General features: G+C 29.2%; 14 protein-coding genes, 16 tRNA genes and 1 rRNA gene. 2 read left to right on the forward strand and 29 right to left on the reverse strand.

Translation table 11 applies throughout. From position 1 onward, the window contains the following. From T364_RS0104320 to minD, 13 genes are all read right to left on the reverse strand, one after another. Window positions 1–162: ribosomal RNA gene (locus tag T364_RS0104320) — 16S ribosomal RNA — on the reverse strand; the annotation flags it as partial. 169 nt (window positions 163–331) lie between these two features. Then, the gene (locus T364_RS10480; RefSeq protein WP_051532643.1) at window positions 332–1,438 is read right to left on the reverse strand and encodes a D-alanyl-D-alanine carboxypeptidase family protein; all 1,107 of its coding nucleotides are present in this window, start codon (window positions 1,436–1,438) and stop codon (window positions 332–334) included. Window positions 1,439–1,539: 101 nt separating this feature from the next. Then, the gene (gene nifU, locus T364_RS0104330; RefSeq protein ID WP_027128497.1) at window positions 1,540–1,914 is read right to left on the reverse strand and encodes a Fe-S cluster assembly scaffold protein NifU; all 375 of its coding nucleotides are present in this window, start codon (window positions 1,912–1,914) and stop codon (window positions 1,540–1,542) included. Between the two features lie 10 nt (window positions 1,915–1,924). After that, entirely contained in the window at window positions 1,925–3,097 is a 1,173-nt protein-coding gene (locus tag T364_RS0104335; protein WP_027128498.1) for a cysteine desulfurase family protein, read from the reverse strand. A 96-nt stretch (window positions 3,098–3,193) separates the two neighbouring features. Then, window positions 3,194–3,826 carry an endonuclease III gene (gene nth / locus T364_RS0104340; protein WP_027128499.1) on the reverse strand — a complete coding sequence of 211 codons (633 nt, stop codon included), beginning with the start codon at window positions 3,824–3,826 and terminating at the stop codon, window positions 3,194–3,196. A gap of 43 nt (window positions 3,827–3,869) precedes the next feature. Continuing rightward, complete coding sequence (locus T364_RS0104345; protein ID WP_245596614.1) at window positions 3,870–4,340, reverse strand: GNAT family N-acetyltransferase; 471 nt, start codon at window positions 4,338–4,340, stop codon at window positions 3,870–3,872. Between the two features lie 12 nt (window positions 4,341–4,352). Further along, complete coding sequence (gene tyrS / locus T364_RS0104350) at window positions 4,353–5,579, reverse strand: tyrosine--tRNA ligase (RefSeq protein WP_027128501.1); 1,227 nt, start codon at window positions 5,577–5,579, stop codon at window positions 4,353–4,355. Window positions 5,580–5,862: 283 nt separating this feature from the next. Then, window positions 5,863–5,939: transfer RNA gene (locus T364_RS0104360), tRNA-Asp, on the reverse strand. A gap of 7 nt (window positions 5,940–5,946) precedes the next feature. Continuing rightward, a tRNA-Val gene (locus T364_RS0104365) sits at window positions 5,947–6,022 on the reverse strand. Between the two features lie 5 nt (window positions 6,023–6,027). Beyond that, a tRNA-Tyr gene (locus T364_RS0104370) sits at window positions 6,028–6,112 on the reverse strand. A 16-nt stretch (window positions 6,113–6,128) separates the two neighbouring features. Further along, window positions 6,129–6,203 (reverse strand) — tRNA-Glu (locus tag T364_RS0104375). 7 nt (window positions 6,204–6,210) lie between these two features. Beyond that, window positions 6,211–6,286 (reverse strand) — tRNA-Thr (locus tag T364_RS0104380). A gap of 102 nt (window positions 6,287–6,388) precedes the next feature. After that, a complete protein-coding gene (gene minD / locus T364_RS0104385; RefSeq protein WP_027128502.1) occupies window positions 6,389–7,168 on the reverse strand; it encodes a septum site-determining protein MinD in 780 nt (259 codons plus the stop codon). Window positions 7,169–7,335: 167 nt separating this feature from the next. Here minD and T364_RS0104390 point away from each other — a divergent pair, with 167 nt between their 5' ends. Then, on the forward strand, window positions 7,336–7,695 hold the full coding sequence (locus T364_RS0104390) for an arsenate reductase family protein (RefSeq protein ID WP_027128503.1): 360 nt from the start codon (window positions 7,336–7,338) through the stop codon (window positions 7,693–7,695). Window positions 7,696–7,817: 122 nt separating this feature from the next. Here T364_RS0104390 and eno read toward each other — a convergent pair whose 3' ends face one another. The 14 genes from eno to T364_RS10485 all read right to left on the reverse strand — a co-directional run bounded on the left by eno (window position 7,818) and on the right by T364_RS10485 (window position 12,193). Further along, complete coding sequence (eno, locus tag T364_RS0104395) at window positions 7,818–9,122, reverse strand: phosphopyruvate hydratase (protein WP_027128504.1); 1,305 nt, start codon at window positions 9,120–9,122, stop codon at window positions 7,818–7,820. A 36-nt stretch (window positions 9,123–9,158) separates the two neighbouring features. Then, a complete protein-coding gene (gene pykF / locus T364_RS0104400; RefSeq protein WP_027128505.1) occupies window positions 9,159–10,574 on the reverse strand; it encodes a pyruvate kinase PykF in 1,416 nt (471 codons plus the stop codon). A 240-nt stretch (window positions 10,575–10,814) separates the two neighbouring features. Continuing rightward, window positions 10,815–10,891: transfer RNA gene (locus tag T364_RS0104405), tRNA-Asp, on the reverse strand. Between the two features lie 7 nt (window positions 10,892–10,898). Next, window positions 10,899–10,974: transfer RNA gene (locus T364_RS0104410), tRNA-Val, on the reverse strand. A gap of 5 nt (window positions 10,975–10,979) precedes the next feature. Beyond that, window positions 10,980–11,055, reverse strand: a tRNA-Phe gene (locus T364_RS0104415). 28 nt (window positions 11,056–11,083) lie between these two features. After that, a tRNA-Ser gene (locus T364_RS0104420) sits at window positions 11,084–11,167 on the reverse strand. An 8-nt stretch (window positions 11,168–11,175) separates the two neighbouring features. Next, a tRNA-Glu gene (locus T364_RS0104425) sits at window positions 11,176–11,250 on the reverse strand. A gap of 12 nt (window positions 11,251–11,262) precedes the next feature. Beyond that, window positions 11,263–11,339 (reverse strand) — tRNA-Ile (locus tag T364_RS0104430). A gap of 24 nt (window positions 11,340–11,363) precedes the next feature. Beyond that, window positions 11,364–11,440, reverse strand: a tRNA-Arg gene (locus T364_RS0104435). A 14-nt stretch (window positions 11,441–11,454) separates the two neighbouring features. Then, a tRNA-Lys gene (locus T364_RS0104440) sits at window positions 11,455–11,530 on the reverse strand. Between the two features lie 5 nt (window positions 11,531–11,535). After that, window positions 11,536–11,611, reverse strand: a tRNA-Gly gene (locus tag T364_RS0104445). A 27-nt stretch (window positions 11,612–11,638) separates the two neighbouring features. Further along, window positions 11,639–11,714, reverse strand: a tRNA-Met gene (locus tag T364_RS0104450). A gap of 3 nt (window positions 11,715–11,717) precedes the next feature. Next, window positions 11,718–11,806: transfer RNA gene (locus T364_RS0104455), tRNA-Leu, on the reverse strand. A 120-nt stretch (window positions 11,807–11,926) separates the two neighbouring features. Continuing rightward, the gene (locus tag T364_RS10485; RefSeq protein ID WP_051532644.1) at window positions 11,927–12,193 is read right to left on the reverse strand and encodes a GIY-YIG nuclease family protein; all 267 of its coding nucleotides are present in this window, start codon (window positions 12,191–12,193) and stop codon (window positions 11,927–11,929) included. A gap of 152 nt (window positions 12,194–12,345) precedes the next feature. Here T364_RS10485 and T364_RS0104465 point away from each other — a divergent pair, with 152 nt between their 5' ends. Beyond that, complete coding sequence (locus T364_RS0104465) at window positions 12,346–13,668, forward strand: DUF1576 domain-containing protein (protein WP_027128506.1); 1,323 nt, start codon at window positions 12,346–12,348, stop codon at window positions 13,666–13,668. A gap of 92 nt (window positions 13,669–13,760) precedes the next feature. On the opposite strand, the gene tsaD is transcribed toward T364_RS0104465, so the two are convergent. Together tsaD and T364_RS0104475 are read right to left on the reverse strand one after the other, a co-directional pair. Next, window positions 13,761–14,768 carry a tRNA (adenosine(37)-N6)-threonylcarbamoyltransferase complex transferase subunit TsaD gene (tsaD, locus tag T364_RS0104470; RefSeq protein ID WP_027128507.1) on the reverse strand — a complete coding sequence of 336 codons (1,008 nt, stop codon included), beginning with the start codon at window positions 14,766–14,768 and terminating at the stop codon, window positions 13,761–13,763. Window positions 14,769–14,780: 12 nt separating this feature from the next. Next, a complete protein-coding gene (locus T364_RS0104475) occupies window positions 14,781–16,139 on the reverse strand; it encodes a PFL family protein (RefSeq protein ID WP_027128508.1) in 1,359 nt (452 codons plus the stop codon). Window positions 16,140–16,147 lie beyond the last annotated feature (8 nt).

Genomic DNA, 16,147 nt, shown 5'->3' on the forward strand with positions numbered 1-16,147 from the left:
TAGCTATCGTTTCCAATAGTTGTCCCAGACTACAAGGCAAGTTCTTTACGTGTTACTCACCCGTCCGCCACCTTACTATCACCGAAGTGAATTCAAGTAGACTTGCATGTGTTAAGCATTCTGTCAGCGTTCATCCTGAGCCAGGATCAAACTCTTCATTAAAACTTTATATTTATTGACTAGGTCAATTATTAACACTTACCGTTATTAAACACCAAAATATGGTTGTTTGCTTGTCATATATCTCTATTCTGTTGTTAATGTCCTTAGTTCCGTATCTCACGGACAAGATTAATTATACCTTAGAAATTAAAATATGTCAACATATTTTTTAAATATTTTTATATTTTTTAAATTTTCCTTTATTTTCAAGCACTTCTTCTTTAATAATTAAATTTCCTTCATCTAATATTTCTTCATTTACTAATATTTTATAGTAACCTACTCTATCTTTTTCTTCTAAAGGTAAATCAATTGGATAATATTCTATTAAAAATTTTACTGTACTTTCTTTTTTTATTATTTTAGAAAAATCTTTTTCTGGATAAATATCTATATTTTTTTTATTACCATTTTTTATTTCAATATTATCTAAAACTATATCTTTATTTAAAAATATTTGATTTTTATATTTATCAAAAAATTTTGTTATATCTTTTAATATTTTATAATCACGTTCTTTTTCATTTTTCCCCCCAAGAACAACATATATTATATTCATTCCATCTTTTTTAGAAAGAACACTCATATTATATCCAGCTTGAGAATGATGCCCTGTTTTTAAACCATATATTCCTTGTTGTCCAAGAATATTATTTCTATTTTTTAATTTTTGTTTTCCATTATAAATAGTTACTTCTTTTTTGGAAGATAAATTTATTAATGATTCATATTCTAATGCTTTTAAAGATAATTTATAAATTCCTAAAGTACTTCCTATATCCATAGGTTTTCCTGTCATTGATGTTGGTAATCCTGTTGGAGTAAAAAATTTTACTTCATTTTCGATTCCAAGTTCTATGCTCTTATTTTTCATTCTCTTTATAAAAGTATCAACATTTCCTTTCCCTATATATTTTGCTAAAGCATAAGCCGCATTATTTGCTGAATGTATAGCAGTAGCTTTTATTAAATCTTCCACTGTAATTCTTTGTCCTTCATACATCCAAACCTTACTTCCATTTATTTTTAATATTTCATTATCTATTACAACTTTATCTTTTAAACTAATTTCTTTATTTTTTATAGCATCATAAGTTACAAGTAAAGTCATTATTTTAGTAACAGAAGCTAAAGGATATAATTGTTTTTCATTCTCCTTTATATAAATATTTCCTACTTGATCACCTAACAAATAACTTCTATAATTTTTTGTATTATTTTCATTAGAATATATAAAATTAAATATTATTAAAAAACATATTATTATTTTTTTCAAAGAATTTGCTCCTTATTTTTTTCTAAAATTATATCATCTTTTCATAATAAAAAAAAGAGAGAAATTATTTTCACTTCATAATAATTCTCTCTTTAATTATACTATTTTTGTTTTTTAGAAAGATAATCTTCAATAGCAGCTTTTATAGCTTCTTCAGCTAGTACTGAACAATGCATTTTTGCTGGTGGTAATCCTCCTAATTCTTCTACTACTGCTTTATTTGTTAATTTCAAAGCCTCTTCTATTGATTTTCCTAATACCATTTCAGTTGATACTGAAGACGAAGCTATTGCAGAAGCACATCCAAACGTTCTAAATTTTACATCTGTTATTATATCATTTTCTATTCTTAAAAATATCTCCATTATATCTCCACAAGATGGATTTCCTATTTTACCATATCCATCTGGATTTTCCATTACTCCTACATGTTTAGGATTCATAAAATGTTCCATTACTTTTTCTGTATATTGCATAATTCTCTCCTTATTTTCTATTTATATATTCATTCCATAGAGGTGATAAAGTTCTTAACTTTTCTATTGTTTCTATAACAACATTTAAAGTATAGTCAATCTCCTCTTTAGTATTATATTTCCCTAAACTAAATCTAATTGTTCCATGGGCAAATTCTTCTGGAATTCCCATAGCTAAAAGTACATGTGAAGCTTGTAAATCATTTGATGAACAAGCTGAACCAGAACTTACTGCAATTCCTTTCATACTAAGATGTAAAAGTATAGATTCTCCTTCTACATATTTAAATGTTACACTAGATGTTCCAGATAATCTTTTAGTATTTTTTGAATTTATTACAATTTCTGGTAATTTTTTTAATAATTCTTCTTCAAAATAATCTCTTAATTCTGATATTCTTTTATTTTCTTCATCTTTATTTTTAAATTGTTTTTCTAAAGCATTAGCTAATCCTATTATTAATGGAGTATTTGTTGTTCCAGGTCTCATTTTTCTTTCTTGGTCTCCACCTGTTATAACTTTTCCAAGTCTAACTCCATTTCTCACATATAAAGCTCCTATCCCTTTAGGACCATAGAATTTATGTGCTGTAAAAGCTAAAGTATCTATTCCAATTTCTTTTGGTTTTATATCATATTTTCCCATAGATTGAACTGCATCTACATGGAATAAAATTTTGTTTTCTTTTGCTATTTTAGCTATTTCTTCTATCGGTTGAATTGCCCCAGTTTCATTATTAGCATGCATTACTGTTATTAAGATAGTTTCATCTTTTATTGCTTTTCTAATCTCCTCAGGGTCTACAACTCCGTCTTTATTTACCCCTATAACAGTTACCTCATATCCTTCACTTTCTAAGTCTTTACAAGTATTTCTTACTCCTGGATGTTCTATAGCACTTACAATTATATGTTTTCCTCTATTTTTATAAGCTCTTGCTATTCCTCTTATAGCTAGGTTATCTGATTCTGTTCCAGAACCTGTAAAAATAATTTCTTCTGGAAGAACTCCTAATATATCAGCAACTTTTTTTCTAGCTTCAGCAACTGCTTTTCCTGTTTCTTGCCCAAATAAATGTAAACTAAAAGCATTTCCATATTCTTCTTTAAAAAAAGGTATCATGCTTTCAAATACTTCATCATCTAATCTAGTTGTTGCATTATTATCTAAATATATTTTCATTTATTTTCATCTCCTATATGTCATAGACTAATTTCCTATCCATATATATTTATATCATTCCTTAGCATTTTTGTCAAGAATTATATTCAAGATTTTTTATTTTTTAAAATAATCACAAACTTCTTTTATTTCACACTCTTGACATTTAGGTCGTCTAGCTATACATTTATCTCTTCCTTGTAAAATTATATAATGTGAAAAATCTATCCAACTTTTTTTAGGAACAATTTTCATTAAATCTTGCTCTATTTTTTCAGGAGTTTTTTCTTTTGTAAGACCTAATAAATTAGTAATCCTTTTTACATGAGTATCGACTGTTATTCCATCAGCTAATCCCCATATTTCTCCTCTTACTACATTAGCTGTTTTTCTTCCTACTCCTCCTAATTCTAGTAATTTTTCCATCTCTTTAGGTAATTCACTATTATATTTTTCTATAAGTTGTTGACTTGCTTTTTTTATATTTTTTGCTTTATTTCTATAAAAGCCTGTGCTTTTTATCAATTCTTCTATTTCTTCTATTTCTAAACTAGCAAAATCTTCAGGAGTATTATATTTTTTAAACATTTCTTCAGTTACAATATTTACTCTTTTATCTGTACATTGAGCTGATAGAATAACTGCTACTAAAAGTTCAAAAGGACTTTCATAATTTAATGCACATTTTGGTTTTCCGAATTTTTCTTCTAAAGTTTTTAGAATATATTTTACTTTTTCTTTTTTATTCATAATCACTCTCTTTCACTTTTAAAAAATAGACGGCTAAAACCGTCTATTTTATTAAAGTTTTTATAAATAACATATGCTCCACACCTTTATATTCATCTATCGAATCGAATACAAAGCCATTTTTCTTAAAAGTTTTTATCGAAGCTATATTTTCTTCTAAAATATAAGCTAATACTATTGATATTTCTTTTCTTTCTTTTAAAAGATTTTCTAAACTCATTTTAATTATATCAAAACTATAATTTTTCTGTCGTATTTTTTCAATCAAATAAATATTTATAATAGCTATTTCTCCATCAAGCTCAAATTTTATATACCCTAAAAATTCTTCATCTTCATTAGTTACTGTATATAATAAATAAGCAGAGGATTTTATTAAAAATTTATACCATCTTTTATGATTTTCCCATTGCTGTCTTTCAGTAGAAATATAATATTTTTTTATATAATTTAAATGAATATTATTATAAATATTTTCTATATCACTTTCTTTTGTTTTTCTAAGAAATATCAATATATCACCTTTCTACTTTAAAACTATTTTTAAAAATCTTTTTTTACCCATTTTTACAATAATATATTCTTTTTCTTCAAATAAATCCTTTGTAATCATAAATTTCACATCTGTTATTTTTTCATCATTAACAGACATTCCATTTTGTTCTATTAATCTTCTTCCTTCACTTTTATTTTTTAATACTTTATTAACTGATAAAAATTCTGTTAACTCTACTCCTAATTGCTTTTCTGTAATTTCTTTTGTTGGTACATTTTCCATGTTATTTCCAGAACCAAATAAAGCTTCTGAAGCTAATTTTGCTTTTTCAGCTTCATCTTCTCCATGAATCATCTTAGTTATTTCATAAGCCAATACAACTTTAGCTTTATTTATTTCAGCATCTTTTAAAGAACTTAATCTTTTTACTTCATCCATAGGAATAAATGTTAATAAAGATAAACATTTTTCTACATCAGCGTCATCAACATTTCTCCAATATTGATAAAATTCATATGGTGTTGTTTTTTTAGGGTCAAGCCACAAAGCTCCTTTTGCAGTTTTTCCCATCTTCTTACCTTCACTATTAGTAAGTAATGTACAAGTCATTCCATATGCTTCTTCTTGCTTTTTCTTTCTAATAATGTTAATTCCTGCTATGATATTTGACCATTGGTCATCTCCACCTAATTGCATTTTACAATTATATTTTTGATTCAATACATAAAAATCATATCCTTGCATCAACATATAGTTAAATTCTAAGAAAGAAAGTCCCCCATTTTCCATTCTTGTTTTAAAACATTCAGCTGATAACATTCTATTAACTGAAAAAAGAGAACCTATATCTCTTATAAATTCTATATAATTAAGGTCTAATAACCAATCTCCATTATTAGCTAGAATAGCTTTTCCATCAGTAAAGTCTATAAATTTTTCCATTTGTTTTTTTATACAAGACACATTATGAGCTATTGTTTCTTTAGTCATCATTTGTCTCATATCTGTTCTTCCACTAGGGTCCCCTATCATAGCTGTTCCGCCACCAATTAAAGCTATTGGTCTATGTCCAAATTTTTGCATATGAGCCATAAACATCATAGCTATAAAATGCCCTACATGTAAACTATCTGCTGTTGGGTCAAACCCTATATAAAATGTTACTTTTTCTTCTCCTAATAATTTTTTTATTGCTTCTTCATCTGTAAATTGTTTTAAATATCCACGTTCTTTTAATACATCATAAACATTATTCATTATAATCCTCCTAAAATTTTCTCTATTTTATATTTACATAAAAGAAGCTACAATATCTATAATCTGTAAATTGTTTTAACTGTCCTCTTTCTCTTAGAACATCACAAATTTTTTCCAATTTAATTCCCCCTTACTTATTCTACAAACAATTTTATCATAGTTTCTTTTTTTTTTCTAGTAAAAAATCCTATAATAATTCTTGAAATATTTAATTATTTTATAAGAATTTGATATAGAAAATAAAAAAAAGAGATGTCATACATCTCTTAAATACTTTTATAAATGGCGGGAGTGACGAGACTCGAACTCGCGACCCCTAACGTGACAGGCTAGTGCTCTAACCAACTGAGCTACACCCCCATTTTAATGGTGGTCACAATAGGACTTGAACCTATGACCCCCTGCTTGTAAGGCAGGTGCTCTCCCAACTGAGCTATGCGACCGTAAGTGGTGGTGAGAGATGGATTCGAACCATCGAAAGCGTAGCTGGCAGATTTACAGTCTGCTCCCTTTGGCCACTCGGGAACCTCACCATATTTATATAATAATTGGTACCCCGTAGGGGAATCGAACCCCTGTTTCCAGAGTGAAAATCTGATGTCCTAACCGTTGAACGAACGGGGCATTTATCTGGTGCCGCTTACCGGAATCGAACCAGTCACCTACTGATTACAAGTCAGTTGCTCTACCAGATGAGCTAAAGCGGCGTCACACACAAGAGTTATTATATCTTATAATATATTTTTTGTCAACATTTTTTTATTTTTTTTCTTCATTTTTTTATTTTTTCTTTTATTTTCAATGATTTTTTATCCAAAAATTCTTTTGAAAAATCCTTTTTTTATGTCTAACTTTAAGAAAGGGACCTCTTTTCCTAATAATCTCTGAACTATATTTTTATACGCCTTGTATGCTAATGAATTTCCTTTAAATACTAAAGGTTCTCCTTTATTAGTAGAAATAACAATACTCTCATCATCAGGAACTACACCTATTACATCTTGAGCTAAAATATCCACTACATCTTGAACACTTAACATATTTCCTTGTTTTACCATATCTATTCTTAATCTATTAACTAAAAGTTTTATTTCATTTATTTCACTTGCTAAAAGTAATCCTATTATTCTATCAGCATCTCTTACAGCAGAAACTTCTGGTGTTACCACTACAATAGCCTCATCTGCAGCTACTATAGCATTTTTAAATCCTTGTTCTATTCCTGCTGGACAGTCTATAAGTATATAATCAAAATCTCCTTTTATAGCTTCTATCAATTCTTTCATTTGTTCTGGTGTTACATCATTTTTATCTCTTGTTTGAGCTGCTGGAATAAGATATAAATTTTTATTTCTTTTATCTCTTATAACTGCTTGTTTTATCTTACAACGTCCTTCAATGAGATCAACTAAATCATAAACTATTCTATTTTCTAAGCCCATAACAACATCTAAATTTCTAAGTCCTATATCTGTATCTATAAGAAGTACACTTTTTCCCTCTAGTGCTAAACCACTTCCAATATTAGCTGTTGTTGTTGTTTTTCCTACTCCTCCTTTACCGGAAGTAATTACTAGAACTTTCCCCATTTTTCCCTCCTATTTCACTCTTCTATTTCCCTTTAGACATTCTTATAATTAAGTATACCACATTAACTTTATTACAATCAATAATTTTTTTATTGTAATTATTATTTCTTTTTTATAAATTATATATTATAATTTATATGACAATTCAATTATTTTAAGGAGGAACTATGACTGTATTATTTTTTAATTATCCTAAATGTTCTACATGTGTTAAAGCTAGAAAATGGCTAGAAGAAAATAAAATTGATTTTACAAGTAGACACATAGTCGAAGAAAAACCTACTGCAGAAGAATTAAAATCTTTTATTAAACTAAGTAATCTACCTCTTAAGAAATTTTTTAATACTAGTGGGATTTTTTATAGACAACTTAATCTAAAAGACAAAATTCCTACTATGACTGAAGACGAAGCTATTAATCTTCTTTCTTCTAATGGAATGTTAGTTAAAAGACCTTTAATCGTATGTGACAAAGGTATATTAATCGGTTTTAAAGTTGATGAATGGAAAAACTTTTTTGAAAAATAAAAAAAGTTTAAAATTAAAAAATAACTATTAGATAAGTTTTAATACAACAATTATTTTTCAACAAAAAAAGGATTAACTATAAATAGTTAATCCTTTTTAAAAATATTATTTATTTTTAATTGTTATTTAGAGATATTGTAAAATACATCCATTCCGTTATATTGAGCCATATCTCCTAACTCTTCTTCTATTCTTAATAATTGGTTATATTTAGCCATTCTGTCAGTTCTTGAAGTTGAACCAGTTTTAATTTGTCCAGCGTTTGTTGCTACAGCTATATCAGCTATTGTAGCATCTTCTGTTTCTCCAGATCTATGAGAAACTACAGCTGTCATTCCTGCTCTTTTTGCCATTTCAATAGCATCTAAAGTTTCAGTTAATGTTCCAATTTGGTTAAGTTTTATTAATATAGCATTTCCAGCTTTTAATTCAATTCCTCTTTTTAATCTTTCAGTATTTGTTACAAATAAGTCGTCTCCAACTAATTGAACTTTGTCTCCTAATTTAGCAGTTAATAATTGCCATCCTGCCCAGTCATCTTCTCCTAATCCATCTTCTATAGATTTAATTGGATATTTTTCAACTAAACTTGCATACCATTCTACCATTTCTTCAGAAGTTCTTACAACTCCTCCTTCTCTTTTGAAATGATATTCAAATTTTCCATCTACTTCTTTACAGAATTCACTTGAAGCAGCGTCCATAGCAAAAGTAATATCTTTTCCTGGCTCATATCCTGCTGCTTTTATAGCTTCCATTATTAAATCTAAAGCCCCTTCTGTTCCGTTAATTTTAGCAGGTGCATATCCACCTTCATTTCCTACATTAGTAGAATCTCCATTAGCTTTTAATAATTTTCCTAAGTGATGGAATACTTCACAACCCATTCTCATAGCTTCATTAAAGTTTGCAGCTCCAACTGGTTGAATCATGAACTCTTGAACATCTACTGCTGAATCAGCATGTGATCCTCCATTTAAAATATTCATCATAGGTAAAGGTAATTCTTTTGCATTTACTCCACCTAAATATTTATATAAAGGCATTCCTAAAGCTTCAGCTGCTGCTTTAGCTACTGCTAAAGATACACCTAGTATAGCATTTGCTCCTAATCTTCCTTTGTTAGGTGTTCCATCTAAAGCAATCATAGCTTTGTCAATTTTAACTTGGTCTAAAGCATCCATTCCTAAAATTAATTCTTTAATTTCTGTATTAACATTGTTTACTGCTGTTAATACTCCTTTTCCTAAATATCTAGATTTATCTCCATCTCTTAATTCTACTGCCTCATAAGCTCCTGTAGAAGCTCCTGATGGAACAGCAGCTCTTCCTTTTGCCCCACATTCTAATACTACATCTACTTCTACTGTAGGATTTCCTCTTGAATCAAGTATTTCTCTTGCTACTACATCAATTATTCTTGTCATTTTTTCCTCCTATTTTTTATTTTATATCTCTCAGTTTTATTTTACTCTAATAATTTTTACTGTATTTGTTGTTCCTGGCATAAATACTTCTTCACCACATGTAGCTGCTATTATATCTCCAGATTTTACTAATCCTAATCCTACTGCAGCTTTTTCAGCATTTTCCATAAAGTCATTTAAGTTTTTAAAATCTCCACTTAAATAAGGAATAACTCCTTTACTTAATAATAATTGATTGAAAGATTTTTGACTATTTGTCACTGCTAAAATCATTGCACTAGGGAAATATTTTCTTAAACTTCTAGCAGCTCTTCCTGATCCAGTTCCTACTACTATTAATTTAGCTCCTAATACTTCTGCAGCATCAACACATCCTTTTGCTACTGCTTCTGTAATTCCTATTTCTTCTTTTTTATCATAATCTACATTACTATATAATAATGGGTCTGTCTTTTCAGCTATTCTTGTCATAACTTCTACTGCTTCAACTGGATATTTTCCTTTTGCACTTTCACCAGATAACATTACTGCGTCTGTTCCATCTAATATAGCATTAGCAACGTCATTAGCTTCTGCTCTTGTTGGTCTAGGGTTATTAATCATAGAATCTAACATTTGAGTAGCAGTAATAACTGGTTTTCCAGCTTGATTACATTTTTCTATCATCATTTTTTGAGCAAATGGAACTTCTTCTACTGGTATTTCTACTCCTAAATCTCCTCTAGCTACCATTATTCCGTCAGAAAGCTCCAATATTTCATCAAAGTTATCTAATCCTTCTTTATTTTCTATTTTAGAAATTATTTTTATATCTGCTCCACCATTTTCAGTTAATACTCTTCTAACTTCTCTTACGTCGTCACCTTTTCTTATAAATGATGCTGCTACAAAGTCTATTCCTTGTTGACATCCAAATTTTAAGTCAGCTATATCTTTTTTAGCTAAGGCTGGTAAATTAACTTTTACATTTGGTAAGTTAACTCCTTTATTTTCACCTAACATTCCATTATTTTCTACAACACATTTAACTTCATTTCCAACTATTTCTTTTACAGTTAACTCTATTAATCCATCATCTATTAATACTGTATTTCCTACAGATAAATCTTTTGCAAAATCATCATAAGTAACTGCCACTATTTTACTATTTCCTATAACAGTTTTATCTGTTGTTATTGTAAAGTCTTGACCAGCAACTAATTTTACATCTTCTCCATTTTCTAATTTTATAGTTCTAATTTCAGGTCCTTTTGTATCCAATAATATAGCTGCTTTTAATCCTGTTTCTTCTTTAACTTCTCTTAAAGCTGCTATTCTAGCTGCATGTTCTTCATGACTTCCATGAGAAAAGTTTAATCTCATTACATTCATTCCAGCTTTTAATAATTTTGTTAACATTTCTTTTGATTCGCTTTTTGGTCCAATAGTACATACTATTTTTGTTTTTTTCACAAAATCACCTCTATAATTTATTAAAAATTTTATTACAAACATAACCAATATATATTTAACATCCTAATTTTAAACAAATTTTTTATTTTTGTCAATTTTCTTAAAGGTTATTTTTTCATCTATTTTAGTTATATCCTTACTCAAATATTGAACTTTTTTATATAAATTTTATTTTTTTATAATTTCATTTTAAAATCATAAAAAAAAGAGATGCTTTGCATCTCTTTAAAATCTTTTAAATGGCGGGAGTGACGAGACTCGAACTCGCGACCCCTAACGTGACAGGCTAGTGCTCTAACCAACTGAGCTACACCCCCATTTTAATGGTGGTCACAATAGGACTTGAACCTATGACCCCCTGCTTGTAAGGCAGGTGCTCTCCCAACTGAGCTATGCGACCATAAGTGGTGGCCAGAGGCGGAATCGAACCACCGACACGGGGATTTTCAGTCCCCTGCTCTACCGACTGAGCTATCTGGCCAAATAAAATATTTCTTTCTAAAAAAAAATGGCGGAGAACCAGAGACTCGAACTCTGAAGCCTTACGGCGTCGGTTTTCAAGACCGATTCCTTACCAATTAGGATAGCTCTCCAGCACATATGGTACCCCGTAGGGGAATCGAACCCCTGTTTCCAGAGTGAAAATCTGATGTCCTAACCGTTGAACGAACGGGGCATTTTGTTAAAATGGTGGATCTAATTGGAATCGAACCAATGACCACTCGGTTATGAGCCGAGTGCTCTAACCAGCTGAGCTATAGATCCATATGTACTAATTATTATTTTTTATGGCGTGTCTGAAGGGATTCGAACCCCTGACCCACGCCTTAGAAGGGCGTTGCTCTATCCAGCTGAGCTACAGACACATCTAAATGGTTTATGGTGCGTCATACTGGATTTGAACCAGTGACAACACGATTAAAAGTCGTGTGCTCTACCTACTGAGCTAATGACGCTTACCTGGAGCGGGAAACGAGGTTCGAACTCGCGACATTCAGCTTGGAAGGCTGACGCTCTACCAACTGAGCTATTCCCGCATAAAACTGTAACACTGAATATTTATTTGGTGGCGGGGAAAGGATTTGAACCTCTGACCTTCGGGTTATGAGCCCGACGAGCTGCCAACTGCTCTACCCCGCGATATGGTGCCTAGAGCCGGAATCGAACCGGCACGGTATCAAGATACCACAGGATTTTAAGTCCTGTGCGTCTACCTGTTCCGCCATCCAGGCTTCTTAATTTATCATTTTCATTTCCGCTCCCTTAAGACAAGAATAATAATACCATATTTTATAAATTATGTCAACAGATTTTTTTAATAAAAAAAAGTTTTTTTAATTTTTCTTTTATTTTCAAGGGTTTATTTTTTTTAATTTTATTATTTTTTCTTTTTCTAATTTACTTTTTTGTTTTAAAAAATATTCTAATTTTAGAGCTTCACTCCTACTTTTTTCTTCAAAAACAATTTCAATTTTTTTACATTTATGAATTTTGGTATATTTCGCTCCTTTTCCTTCTACATGTTGTTTATATCTTCTCTCAATATTTTTAGTAATTCCTGTATAAATTGAATTATCTTGACATCTTAACATATATATGTACCATTTTTCTTCTTTCATTTTTCTCCTTTTTATATAAAAAATACTGTATTTTATCAATAAAATATTATATAATTATATAGAATATATATAAGTATTAAAATTTTTATAAGTTATCAACAATATTATATCAATTTTATTTAATAAAACTATATAATTTTAAGGAGGAAATTTTGGATAATCTTCAAGAAAAACGTAAACTTCATGCTTTTGAACTTGGTATTTTATTAATATTTTTATTTATTATTTCTTTATTATTTTACGGAAAGATTATATTAAAAGAAAATATTTTTATAGGTTTTTCTAATATTCTTACATCTCAAGCTGGATTAATTACAGATTTTTTAATGGTTGGAGGCTTAACTGCTGGTTTTTTAAATTCTCTCCTTATTTTACTTTTTAATTATTTTATTATAAAATACTTGAATATTGAATTAAAAGGTATGGCTCTAGCTTCTTTGTTTACTAGTTTTGGCTTTTCTTTTTTTGGAAAAAATATATTAAATATTTTGCCTATATACATTGGAGGAATTTTTTATAGTATGTATGAACATATTAAATTTAAAGATATTTTTCTTCCAGTTTCCTTTGCTACTGCTTTAGCTCCTTTTATTAGTGAAGTTGCTTTTAGAACAAATACATTTGAATTTTCATATATCAATGGAATTATTTTAGGCATAATTATAGGCTTTATAATTGCTCCTTTAGCTAAAAAAATGAAAAGTTTTCACGAAGGATATAATTTATATAATTTAGGATTTACAGCAGGAATTTTAGGATTAGTGCTTAATTGTATTTTAAAAGCTTATCATTTTGAAGTTGCTTCAAGAAAAATATTATCAACTCAATATAATCACATTCTACAAATCTGTTGTACTGTCATTTTTATGATTTTTATTATTGTCGGTTTTTATATTAATGATAATTCCTTTTCTGGATATAAAGAGTTAGTTAAAGCAAAAGGATTAGAAAGTGATTTTATTCCAATGTTTGGTTATGGATTAACATTTATTAATATGGGATTAATGGGATTTCTTGCAATGTTGTTTTCACTTACTCTTAATCAAAGTCTAAATGGTCCTATTTTAGCTGGTATTTTTACTGTAGTTGGATTTGCTGCTCATGGTAAAACTCCATTTAATACTGCTCCTGTATTAATAGGAATTATATTGTCAGGAGTTACAACTATTCATAATGATATTTTTACCATTGTTTTATCTGGACTTTTTGGTACATCTTTAGCTCCTATTGCAGGAATATTTGGTCCTTTCTGGGGAATTATAGCTGGTTGGTTGCATCTTACAGTTGTAACTAATATAGGAACTCTTCATGGTGGCCTTAATTTGTACAACAATGGATTTTCTGCTGGTATTGTAGCTAGCTTTTTATTACCAATAATGAGAACTTTCAATGAAAGAGGTTTAAAAAGAGAATTAAGATTTTTAAAAACCAGAAAAGAATTTTTAGGAATGATAAAAAAAGAAGATTTTGAATAATATATTTTAAATCTTTTATAATATTTATATTATAAAAGTAAAAAAAGGATTAATTTCTATAAAATTACATAGATAATCAATCCTTTTTTTATTTATTCATTTTCTATAGATAAACTAGCTACTCCATTTAAGTTTAAATTCTCATTAGGAACATATCCTCTTTCAACTTTATAATAAGCTGCTGCGGCAATCATAGCTCCATTATCTGTACAATATTTCATACTTGGATAAGAAACTTTTATATTTTTTTCTTCTCCTCTTCTCTTTAATTCATTTCTTAAAAGAGAATTAGCTGCTACTCCACCTGCTATTATAACCTGTTTTACATTCTTTTCTTCACATGCTTTAAGAACTTTTTTACATAGAATATCAACTACTTCTTTTTGGAAAGAAGCTGCTAAATCTTCTGGTATAAAAGTTTCATTTTTCATTTTCATTTTATTTACATAATTTATAACAGAAGTTTTTATTCCTGAAAAACTAAAGTCATAACCTCCTACTTTAGGTTCTGGAATATGTAAAAAATTAGGATTTCCTTTATAATACATCTTATCAATAACAGGTCCTCCAGGATATCCAATCCCTAATACTCTTGCTACTTTATCATAGCTTTCTCCAACAGCATCATCTAAGGTTCCACCTAAGTTTATAAAATTATGTTCTTTATCTATATAAATTATATTTGTATGTCCTCCAGAAACTACTAAAGAAATACATGGAAGTTCTACATCATTTTCTATAAAATTAGCATATATATGTCCTCTAATGTGATGTACTGGTATTAAAGGTATTTTTTTCCCATATGATAATCCTTTAGCAAAAGAAACACCTACTAATAATGCTCCTATTAATCCTGGAGCATAAGTAACAGCAATATAATCAATATCTTCTAATTTAACTTTAGCTTGTTCTAAACTTTCTTCTAATATTGTAGCTATATTTTTTATATGATGTCTTGAAGCAATTTCTGGAACAACTCCTCCGTACTCTTTATGAATTTCTATTTGAGAAGATATATAGTTAGACAATACTTCTTTTCCATCTCTAACTATCGCTATAGAAGTTTCATCACACGAAGTTTCTATTCCTAATACTAACATTCTTTCTCCTTTCTAGTTTTTAAAACTATGAATAGGGGCAGGTATTCTTCCACCTCTTTTTATAAAATCTTCACATTTAAATTTATTTACATCCATTATTGGAGCATATCCTAGTAATCCTCCAAATTGAACACTTTCCCCTACTTTTTTTCCAATAACAGGTATAAGTCTAGCTGCTGTAGTTTTATTATTTACCATTCCAATAGCAGCTTCATCAGCTATTATTCCTGAAATAGTAGCTGATGATACATCTCCTGGAATAGCTATCATATCAAGCCCTACAGAACATACACAAGTCATAGCCTCTAACTTTTCTAATGATAAAGCTCCTATCTCTGCTGCATGAATCATAGCATGATCTTCGCTTACAGGAATGAAAGCTCCACTTAATCCTCCAACATATGAAGATGCCATTACTCCACCTTTTTTTACATTATCATTTAAAATTGCTAATGCTGCTGTAGTTCCTGGAGCTCCTGGTTGTTCTAATCCCATTTCTTGAAAAATTTCTCCAATACTATCTCCTACAGCTGGAGTTGGAGCTAATGATAAATCTATTATTCCAAAAGGAACTCCTAATCTTTTAGCTGCCTCTTGAGCTACCAATTGTCCAACTCTTGTTATTTTAAAAGCTGTTCTCTTTACTACTTCACATAAAGTTTCAAAATCTGCTTCTTTAACTGATTCTAATGCTTTTTTTACAACTCCTGGACCACTAACTCCAACATTTATAACGCAATCAGCTTCTCCTACTCCATGGAAAGCTCCTGCCATAAACGGATTGTCTTCAACAGCATTACAAAATACAACAAACTTTGCACAGCCTATACATTCTCTATCTTTTGTTAATTCAGCAGTTTCTTTTATTATTTCTCCCATTCTTTTTACTGCATCCATATTTATACCATTTCTTGAAGTTCCGACATTCACTGAGGAACAAACTCTTTCAGTTTCTGTTAATGCTTGTGGAATAGAATTTATAAGTATTTCATCAGCTTTTGTATATCCTTTATGGACAAGAGCAGAAAATCCACCTATAAAATTTACACCACAATCTTTAGCTGCTCTATCTAATGTTTTAGCTATACTAACATAAGAATCTGTTTCACATCCTGCAGCAGCTATAGCTATAGGAGTTACTGATATTCTTTTATTCACAACTGGAATTCCAAATTGTTTTGCTATTTCATCTCCAACTTTTACTAAATCTTTAGCATAAGTTGTTATTTTTTTATAAATTTTTTCATTGAATCTATCTATGTTTGAATCTGCACAATCCATTAAACTAATTCCCATAGTTATTGTACGAACATCCAAATTAGCTTGATCTATCATCGCATTCGTTTCTTGAATTTCTATTTTAGATATCATATACTTAC

The organism is Fusobacterium perfoetens ATCC 29250, from assembly GCF_000622245.1.
Taxonomy (GTDB): Bacteria; Fusobacteriota; Fusobacteriia; order Fusobacteriales; family Fusobacteriaceae; genus Fusobacterium_B; species Fusobacterium_B perfoetens.